This window comes from Microbacterium sp., from assembly GCF_051953575.1.
Classification (GTDB): domain Bacteria; phylum Actinomycetota; class Actinomycetes; order Actinomycetales; family Microbacteriaceae; genus Microbacterium.
Window position 1 is genome coordinate 1 of sequence record NZ_JBQCIP010000223.1, and the last position, 9,639, is coordinate 9,639.

The window sequence follows — 9,639 nt, forward strand, 5'->3', positions numbered from 1 at the left end:
GTGCTGACCGCCGGCCTTGAGGGCCGCGTCGCCGGCGAAGTACTCCTTGTGGTTGTCGCCGATGTCGCTGCCGGCCATGTTCTGGTGCTTGACGGTGGCGATGCCCTCGCGGATCTCGCGACGCTGCACGCCCTTCACGTAGGCCAGCATCCCCTCGTCGCCGAAGTAGCCCTTGGCGAGGTCGTCCGTCGACAGTGCCGCCGTGTGGTAGGTCGGCAGGGTGATGAGGTGGTGGAAGATGCCCGCCCGGGCGGAGCCGTCGCGCTGGAACGTGCGGATCTTCTCGTCCGCCAGTCGCGCGAGCTCCGTGCCGTCGTACGCGACGCTCATGAGGTCGGCACGGTCGTAGGCCGACACGTCGGCGCCCTGCTCCACGAGCAGGTCGTACGCCTGCTGGCGGAAGTTGAGCGTCCAGTTGAACGACGGGCTGTTGTTGTAGACGAGCTTGGCGTTCGGGATCTCGGCGCGGATGGCATCCACCATTCCTGCGATCTGCTCGACGTGCGGCTTCTCCGTCTCGATCCACAGCAGGTCTGCGCCATTGCGCAGCGACGTGATGCAGTCGAGCACGACGCGCTCCTCACCCGTCCCCGCGCGGAACTGGTACAGGTTGCTCGCCAGGCGCTTCGGGCGCAGCAGCTTGCCGTCGCGCCTGATGACCACGTCGCCGTCGTTCAGTTCGTCCTGCGAGATCTCGTCGACGTCGAGGAACGAGTTGTACTGGTCGCCGAGGTCGCCGGGCTCGTGGCTGACCGCGAGCTTCTGCGTGAGCCCCGCGCCGAGAGAATCGGTGCGGGCCACGATGACGCCGTTGTCGATGCCGAGCTCGAGGAACGCGTAGCGGACCGCGTTGATCTTCGCGAGGAAGTCCTCGTGCGGGACCGTGACCTTGCCGTCCTGGTGGCCGCACTGCTTCTCGTCCGAGACCTGGTTCTCGATCTGGATCGCGCAGGCGCCGGCCTCGATCATCTTCTTGGCGAGCAGGTACGTGGCCTCGGGGTTGCCGAAGCCCGCGTCGATGTCGGCGATGATCGGCACCACGTGGGTCTCGTAGCTGTCGATCTGCGACTGGATGAACTCGACCGCGGTCTCGTCGCCCGCCGCACGCGCCTGGTCGAGCTTGGTGAACAGCAGGTCGAGCTCGCGGGCGTCGGCCTGGCGCAGGAAGGTGTAGAGCTCCTCGATCAGCGCCGGCACCGCGGTCTTCTCGTGCATCGACTGGTCCGGCAGCGGCCCGAACTCCGAACGGAGCGCGGCGACCATCCACCCCGACAGGTACAGGTAGCGCTTGTTCGTGGACTTCAGGTGCTTCTTGATCGAGATCAGCTTCTGCTGGCCGATGAAGCCGTGCCAGACGCCGAGCGACTGGGTGTAGACCGACGAGTCGGCGTCGTACTCGGCCATGTCCCGGCGCATGATGTCGGCGGTGTACTGGGCGATCTCGAGCCCGGTGCGGAACCGGTTCTGCGCCCGCATGCGGGCGACCGACTCGGGGTCGATCGCGTCCCAGCCGGATCCGTTCTGCTCCTTGAGCGCGCGGATGGCGTCGATGTCGTCGTTGTAGGCAGTCATGTCTGTTCCTTGTTCGTTGCGTCGTGTGCCGTCGGTCACCCGGCGTCGGTCAGGTAGCGGTTGTAGGCCGGCAGTGTCAGGAAGGCGGGGAACTCCTGGCCGAGGGCGACCTCGCGGAAGATCTCGGCCGCGTCGTCGAAGCGGTCCCCGTCGTGGCGCTCCACCTCTGCCAGCACCTGCGCGATGAGTCCTTCGACGTAGTCCCGGGTGATCGGGGTGCCGTCCTCGGTCGCGCGGTCCTGGTGGATCCACTGCCACACCTGGCTGCGGCTGATCTCGGCGGTCGCGGCATCCTCCATGAGGTTGTCGATCGCGACGGCGCCCAGGCCCCGCAGCCACGCCTCGAGGTAGCGGATCGCCACCGACACGTTCGCGTGCACGCCCGCCGTGGTGATCGGACGCCCGATGTGCACGTCGATCAGGTCGGCCGCGGTGACGTGCACCTCGGGGCGCAGGCGCTCGAGCTGGTTGGGTCGGTCGCCCAGCACCGCGTCGAACTCGGCGCGAGCGGTCGGGATCAGATCGGGGTGCGCCACCCACGTGCCGTCGAAGCCGTCGCCGGCCTCGCGCTTCTTGTCGGCGGCGACCTTCTCGAACGCGCGGGCGGTCACCTCGGGATCGCGGCGGTTCGGGATGAAGGCGCTCATGCCGCCGATCGCGAAGGCGCCGCGCTTGTGGCACGTCTGCACGAGCAGCTCCGTGTAGGCCCGCATGAACGGCACCGTCATCGTCACCTCGCTGCGGTCGGGCAGCACGAAGCGCGCGCCGCGGCCGCGGTAGTTCTTGATGATCGAGAAGATGTAGTCCCAGCGGCCGGCGTTCAGGCCTGCGACGTGGTCGCGCAGCTCGAACAGGATCTCCTCCATCTCGAAGGCTGCCGGCAGCGTCTCGATCAGCACGGTCGCGCGGATCGTGCCGTGGGGGATGCCGACGTACTGCTCGCTGAGCGTGAACACGTCGTCCCACAGCTTCGCCTCTTCGCTCGACTCGAGCTTGGCGAGGTAGAAGTACGGCCCGCGGCCGTTCGCGATGAGCTGCTCCGCGTTGTGGAAGAAGTACAGGCCGAAGTCCACGAGCGACCCCGATGCGGCCAGGGTGCGCCCCGTCCGGTCGGTGAACTGCAGGTGCTGCTCGGGCAGGTGCCAGCCGCGGGGACGCATCACGATCGTGGGCGTCTCGGTCGCGGTCACCTCGTAGCGCTTGCCCTCGGGGGTCGTGTACTCGAGCTCGCCGCGGATGGCGTCGCGCAGCGACAGCTGGCCCTCGATGACGTTCTTCCAGGTCGGGCTCGTGGCGTCCTCCTGGTCGGCCAGCCACACCTTCGCGCCCGAGTTCAGGGCGTTGATCGTCATCTTCGGGTCGGTGGGGCCGGTGATCTCGACGCGGCGGTCCTCGAGGCCGGGGCCGGCGCCCGCGACGCGCCAGTCCGCGTCCTCACGGATGTGGCGCGTGTCGTCGCGGAACTGCGGGTCGTGGCCGTTGCCGATCTCGAAGCGCCGGCGCATGCGGTCGGCGAGGCGGTCGTGGCGGCGGGCGCCGAAGCGCTGGTGCAGCTCGATGAGGAACGCGATCGCGTCCGGCGTGAGGATCTCGTCGTAGCGGGGTCCGAGGCGGCCGGCGATCTGGAGCGTCGGCTGGTGGGTCTGGGTGGGGATCGTTCCGGTGCGGGTGCGCATCGGGGTGGCGGTTGCAGGTGTCATGTCCCTGCCTTCCTGTGAGCGACTGCTTGCGAGTTGGTGAGGATGCCGCATCCCGGCGTGTGGGCCGGTCCGGGCGTCCCCGTGATCCGCGTCTGGATCGATCGGGTTGTTCGTGTGTCCACTATCCGGTGAAGTTCAGACCCGTGACTGACCAAATCGTCTGTGAAGTTTTCGGAGATTTCTGTTTTCGTGACAGAATCGCCCCATGACGACGACGTTGACCGCGGATCGCCGAGCGGAAGAACCCGACGATGGAGAGGTGGACCCCCTCACCATCGGCCGCCGCATCCGGCAGCTGCGCACCGACCGCGGCATGACGCTCGAAGAGCTCGCCACCGCGGTCGACCGTGCGCCGAGCCAGCTGTCGATGATCGAGAACGGCCGCCGGGAGCCCAAGCTGTCGCTGCTGCAGGCGATCGCCCGCGCGCTCGGCTCGTCGATCGACGCGATCCTCGAGTCCGAGCCGCTGGACGAGCGGGCGACGCTGGAGATCTCGCTCGAGCGCGCGATGCGCGGGCAGACCTTCCAGGCCCTCGGCATCCCGCCGTTCCGGATCGGCAAGACAGTGCCGACCGAGGCGTTGAAGGCGATGCTCGCGCTGCAGGGCGAGATCGAGCGCCTGCGCGACGAGCGCGCGGCCACCCCCGAAGAGGCGCGCCGGGCGAACGTCGCGCTGCGCAGGCTGATGCGCACGCAGAACAACTACTTCCCCGAGCTGGAGGAGCAGGCGCGGCGCATCCTCGACGCGGTCGACCACCCCGGTGGTCCGCTCACGCAGCGCACCGCGTCCGACATCGCCGCGCACCTCGGTTTCACACTGCACTACGTGCCCGACCTGCCGCAGACGACCCGGTCGGTCGCCGACATCAAGAACGGGCGCCTGTACCTGTCGAGCCGGCTCACCGCGAAGGGCGACCCGCGGACGGCCGTGCTGCAGGCGCTGTCGAGCCGCATCCTGGGGCATCGCGAGCCGACGTCGTACGCCGACTTCCTGCGCCAGCGCGTCGAGACGAACTACCTGACCGGTGCGCTGCTCATCCCCGAGGCGCACGCGGTGCCGTTCCTGCAGGACGCCAAGAACGACCGGGCCATCTCGATCGAAGACCTCCGCGACGCCTACTCGGTGTCGTACGAGAGCGCCGCGCACCGCTTCACGAACCTCGCGACGGTGCACCTCGGCCTGCCGGTGCACTTCCTCAAGGTGCACGAGTCGGGCGTCATCACGAAGGTCTACGAGAACGACGACGTGAACTTCCCGACCGACCGCCTCGGCTCGATCGAGGGGCAGATGTGCTGCCGCAAGTGGACGTCACGCGTGGTGTTCGACGTCGACGACCACTTCAACCCGTACTACCAGTACACCGACACCGGCAACGGCACGTACTGGTGCACGGCCCGTGTCGAGATGTCGAGCGAGGGTGCGCACTCGGTGTCGGTCGGGGTGCGGTTCGACGACACCAAGTGGTTCCTCGGCCGCGACACGCAGAACCGCGGGGTCTCGAAGCACTCGGTCGAGGTCTGCTGCCGCCGCGCTCCCGCCGACCTGGAGTCGGCGTGGCGCGACCAGTCGTGGCCGAACGTCCGCACTCCGCGCACGCTGCTGGCGACGCTGCCGACCGGCTCGTTCCCCGGGGTCGACACGACCGACCTGTACGAGTTCCTCGAGTCCCACGCCCCGCGCTGACGGCCTCGTGCGAGGTCAGTGGCGGCCGGCGACCCAGTCCGCCACGTGGGCGGGCCACGCTGTGCGCGACGAGCGACCGGATGCCTCGGCCCGGTCGGCCATCCGGTACGCGGTGTAGATCGCATTCACCGCCGTCCAGCGCAGCGGCTCGACCTCCCAGTTCTTCGCGCGGTGGCCGACCCAGGGGAGCCGCGTGAGCTGGGTGTCCCGCTCCAGCACGAGGTCGGCGAGCGTGCGTCCGGCGAGGTTGGTCGCCGTGACGCCGGTGCCGACGTAGCCGCCCGCCCAGCCGAGGCCCGTCACTCTGTCGTGCACGACGGCGGCCGACCAGTCGCGCGGCACCCCGAGCACGCCGGCCCAGGCGTGCGCGATCGGAGCGCCTGCTGCCCCGCCGAGGGCACCGTCGGCGGCATCCGGGAAGAACTGCTGCAGCAGGCGTGTCAGCGACGCGATCGTCCGCTGCTGCGTGCTGCCGTCGATGTCGACGCGCGAGCCGTAGCGGTACGGCACGCCGCGGCCGCCGAACGCGATGCGGTCGTCGGCGGTGCGCTGGGCGTACATGTACACGTGGGCGAAGTCGCCGAGGGTCTCGCGGGCGTCCCAGCCGACGGCGTGCCAGAAGCCCGCGGGCAGCGGTTCGGTCACGATCATCGACGAGTTCATCGGCAGCCACGTGCGGTGCTCGCCGGCCAGGTCGGCGGTGAAGCCCTCGGTCGCACGCAGTACGTGGGTGGCCCGCACCGTCCCGCGGTCGGTCACCGCCCGCCCCGGCGCGATCTGGGTCACACGGGTCCGCTCATGGATCGTGACGCCCAGCCGCTCGACGGCGTCGGCGAGGCCGCGCACGAGCTTGGCAGGGTGCACGCGCGCGCAATGCGGGTGCCAGACGGCGCCGAGTGCGCCGGCGATGCGGATCCGGGATGCCGTGGCCCCGGCATCCATCATCTCCACATCGGTGTGCGGCCAGGCCTGCTCCGCCGCGGCGAACGCCTGCAGCCGGGCCAGCTGTGCGGGGGTGCGGGCGACCTCGAGCTCGCCGCCCTTCACGATGTCGGCGTCGATGCCCTCGCGTGCGGCGACGGCGATCACCTCGTCGACGGCGTCGTTGAGCGCCCGCTGCTGCGCGATCGCCGCATCGCGGCCGTGCGAGGCCGCGTAGCCCTCGCGGCCGCCGGTGACCGAGTTGGTGAGCCAGCCCCCGTTGCGACCGGATGCGCCGAACCCGGCGAAGCGCTGCTCGAGCACCACGACCCGCAGGTCGGGCTGGGCGCGCTTCAGGTAGTACGCCGTCCACAGTCCGGTGTAGCCCGCGCCGACGATGGCGACGTCGACGTCGAGATCGCCCGGCAGCGCCGGGCGTGGCGTCGGCGGGCCGCCGAGGCTCCGCCACCACCACGACACCTGCCCGTTCGTCACGTCGTCCACGTCCCCATCCTCGGACAGCGCCCGCTCCGCGAACCGTCGCAATGTGTCGCGAATCCACCGGCGATCCGGCCACTCGGGACGGTTCGCGGTGCAGCGGGTCAGGTGTCGAGGGCGCGCAGCGCGGCCCACAGCTCGGCGCGCGTCGCGAACGACGACAGGTCGCGTCCGAGCACGCGTTCGACGAGCGCCAGGCGGGTGCGCACCGTGTGCCGGTGCACGCCGAGCGCCTGCGCGGTCGCCTCGTGCGAGCAGTCCTCGTCGAGCCAGACCTGCAGCGTCTCGGCGAGACGCGTGCCCTCCGACGCGTCGTGCTCGTACAGCGGCGCCAGCTCGGCGCGGGCGAGCGAGCGCGCCTCGTCGGTGAAGGCCGACAGCACACCGGCGCGCGACACGTCGGCGAACGCGGTGAGGGGGCCGACTCCGCGGTCCCGGGCGACGCGCGCCTGCCCGACGGCAGCCGCGAAGCCGTCGTAGCCGGCCGGATCCGACAGGCCGATCCGCAGGTCGAACCGCTCGGCCAGGTCGCGCAGCGCCGACAGGTCGCCGGCCGGCACGACGAGCACGAGGCCGTCGTCGGTGCGCCCGAAGAACAGGGCGCCACGGCGCTCGTCGGCCCAGAGCTCGAGCAGTTCGGCGATGCCGTCGACCCGGGCCGAGGCGGTATCCGTCAGCCCCACCGCGACGGGCGCGGGCGGCAGCGGACCCCACAGCTCGCGGGATGTGCGCCGCGCGAGCGCCGGGTCGCCGGCGAGGAGCGACTGCACGAGCCCGGCCCGCAGCGCGCTGCGGGCGCGCACGAGGCCCTGCTGCTGCTCGAGCGCGAGGCCCGCCATCGCGATGACCGACGTCACGACCACGCGGCCCTCCTGGTCGAGGTCGCCCGCGGCGATCGCGATGACGCCGCGCAGGTGGCCGCCGCGGCCCAGGGTCTGCAGGGTGAACGGGGTGTCGCCGATGCGCAGCGACGACCCGGCCCGCGCACCGCGGTGCAGCACCGCGGTGACCTCGCGCTGCAGGGCCGCCGCGGTCTCGGGATCCAGCCCGCCGAGGGGGTGCTCGCGGGCCGGCTCGCCCGCCGCGTCGAACATGCCCACCCATGTGTCGAGCTGCTTCGCGAGCTCGGCGACCGTGGCCCCGAGCCCGTCGGGGCGCAGCGCCGCGAGGGCGATCGCCCGCTGCGCGGCCAGCGCCCAGCTGCGCCGCGCGTACGCCTCGGCCGCGATCGCCTCGGCGTTGGCCCGGGCGACGGCGATGAAGGGGGTGCGGTACGGCACCTCGAACAGCGGCATCCGCTCATCGCGGCAGGCGTCGACGAGTGCGGGAGGGATGCCGTCACGCACCACCTCGGTGCCGAAGCCGAGGCCGACCACACCGCGCGCGGCCAGCCGGTGCACGTATGCGCGGTAGGTCTCGGGGGTGTCCGACCCCGAGCCGGAGGGGAACTGCGTGCCCGTCGTCAGCAGCACCAGGCCCTCCGACAGGAAGGGCGTCGGATCGGCCAGGTCCGAGCTGTGCACCCACCGGATGGCGCGGTCGAGCGCCGCGGGCTCGACGTCGGCTGCCAGCGTCAGCTGCAGATCGCGGCGGGCGAGGAGTGCCCGCAGCGTGGGGGCGTCGTCGGCGTCCATGCAGCCGAGTGTACGTGCTGGGGTGTACGACTCGTACAGCCGGCCGGACAGAATGTACGCGATGGCGGGTGCGAACGTCCGGAGTGCCGACATACGCTCCCGAGCATGAGCAGCGCAGCCGACACCCTCACCGCAACGCCCCTCGGCGGCCCCACCCTGCCCCAGGAGCGCCGCCTCGTCACCAGCATCCCCGGCCCCCGTTCGCAGGAGCTGCTGGACCGCAAGGCCGACGCCGTCGCCGCGGGCGTCGGGCACACCGCACCGGTCCACGCCGTGGCCGCGGGCGGCGGGGTCATCGTCGACGCCGACGGCAACTCGCTCATCGACCTCGGCTCGGGCATCGCGGTCACCACGATCGGCAACGCGCACCCCAAGGTCGTGCAGGCTGTCCAGGAGCAGGTGGCCCAGTTCACCCACACGTGCTTCATGATCGCGCCGTACGACTCGTACGTGACCGTCGCCGAGGCGCTCAACCGCATCACGCCGGGCGACCACGCCAAGAAGAGCGCCCTGTTCAACTCGGGCGCCGAGGCGGTCGAGAACGCGGTCAAGATCGCCCGCAAGTACACCGGCAAGCAGGCCGTCGTCGCGTTCGACCACGGCTACCACGGCCGCACCAACCTCACGATGGCGCTCACCGCCAAGGCGATGCCGTACAAGAGCGGCTTCGGGCCGTTCGCCTCCGAGATCTACCGCGCACCGCTGTCGTACCCGTACCGCGACGGCCTCGACGGAGGCCTGGCCGCCAAGAAGGCCATCTCGATGATCGAGAAGCAGGTCGGCGCCGACAACCTCGCCGCGGTCATCATCGAGCCCATCCAGGGCGAGGGCGGCTTCATCGTCCCCGCCGACGGGTTCCTCCCGGCGATCGTGGAGTGGTGCCGCGCCAACGACGTGGTGTTCATCGCCGACGAGATCCAGACAGGCTTCGCCCGCACGGGCCGTATGTTCGCCAGCGAGGTGTTCGGCATCGTCCCCGACCTCATCACGACCGCGAAGGGCATCGCCGGCGGCCTGCCGCTGGCTGCCGTCACGGGCCGCGCCGAGATCATGGACGCCTCGCACGCCGGCGGACTCGGCGGCACCTACGGCGGCAACCCGATCGCCTGCGCCGCCGCGGTGGCCGCGATCGACGTGTTCGAGAACGACGGCATGCTCGAGCGGGCACGCGAGATCGAGACGGTCCTCAAGGGCCGCCTGCAGCAGCTGCAGGCCGCCGACCCGCGCATCGGCGACGTGCGCGGCCACGGCGCGATGATCGCGGCCGAGTTCGTCGACCCCGCGACGGGAGAGCCGGATGCCGCGCTCACCGCCGCGGTCGCGAAGGCGTCCATCGCACAGGGCGTCATCGTGCTCACGTGCGGCACCTACGGGAACGTGATCCGTTTCCTGCCGCCGCTGTCGATCACCGACGACCTGCTCCACGAGGGCCTGGACGTCGTCGCAGCAGCGCTTGCGGCATCCTGACCCCGATTCCGTCTGACAGCATCCGATCCTCCGGATCGGCTCCCGCGGCGGCCCGACCGGCCCCCGCCGGCCCCGCATCACCCACCAGAGACCGCACGACCCGCCGGGCCGGCGCGCCCGCCCAAGGAGTCCGAATGACCGAGCTCACCCCGGACGTCGGCCT

Annotated in this window: 6 protein-coding genes; 2 read left to right on the top strand and 4 right to left on the bottom strand. The window is 71.0% G+C overall.

All coding sequences use genetic code 11. The features are described 5' to 3' along the window. On the bottom strand, positions 1–1,572 hold a 1,572-nt coding region (locus ACTHNQ_RS13465; RefSeq protein WP_440334123.1), incomplete at its 3' end, for an isocitrate lyase. A 35-nt stretch (positions 1,573–1,607) separates the two neighbouring features. Next, positions 1,608–3,248: a malate synthase A gene (gene aceB / locus ACTHNQ_RS13470; protein ID WP_440334129.1), complete on the bottom strand. Its 1,641-nt coding sequence runs from the start codon at positions 3,246–3,248 to the stop codon at positions 1,608–1,610. A 229-nt stretch (positions 3,249–3,477) separates the two neighbouring features. On the opposite strand from aceB, the gene ACTHNQ_RS13475 reads away from it, so the two are divergent. After that, on the top strand, positions 3,478–4,956 hold the full coding sequence (locus ACTHNQ_RS13475) for a helix-turn-helix domain-containing protein (RefSeq protein ID WP_440334125.1): 1,479 nt from the start codon (positions 3,478–3,480) through the stop codon (positions 4,954–4,956). 15 nt (positions 4,957–4,971) lie between these two features. Here ACTHNQ_RS13475 and ACTHNQ_RS13480 read toward each other — a convergent pair whose 3' ends face one another. Beyond that, positions 4,972–6,372 (bottom strand): NAD(P)/FAD-dependent oxidoreductase, encoded by a 1,401-nt coding sequence (locus ACTHNQ_RS13480; protein WP_440334131.1) that lies wholly within the window; start codon positions 6,370–6,372, stop codon positions 4,972–4,974. Between the two features lie 107 nt (positions 6,373–6,479). After that, positions 6,480–8,009 carry a PucR family transcriptional regulator gene (locus ACTHNQ_RS13485; RefSeq protein ID WP_440334127.1) on the bottom strand — a complete coding sequence of 510 codons (1,530 nt, stop codon included), beginning with the start codon at positions 8,007–8,009 and terminating at the stop codon, positions 6,480–6,482. Positions 8,010–8,114: 105 nt separating this feature from the next. Between ACTHNQ_RS13485 and gabT the strand changes: the two genes are divergently transcribed. Further along, a complete protein-coding gene (gene gabT, locus ACTHNQ_RS13490; protein ID WP_018172809.1) occupies positions 8,115–9,476 on the top strand; it encodes a 4-aminobutyrate--2-oxoglutarate transaminase in 1,362 nt (453 codons plus the stop codon). The last annotated feature ends 163 nt before the right edge of the window (positions 9,477–9,639 follow it).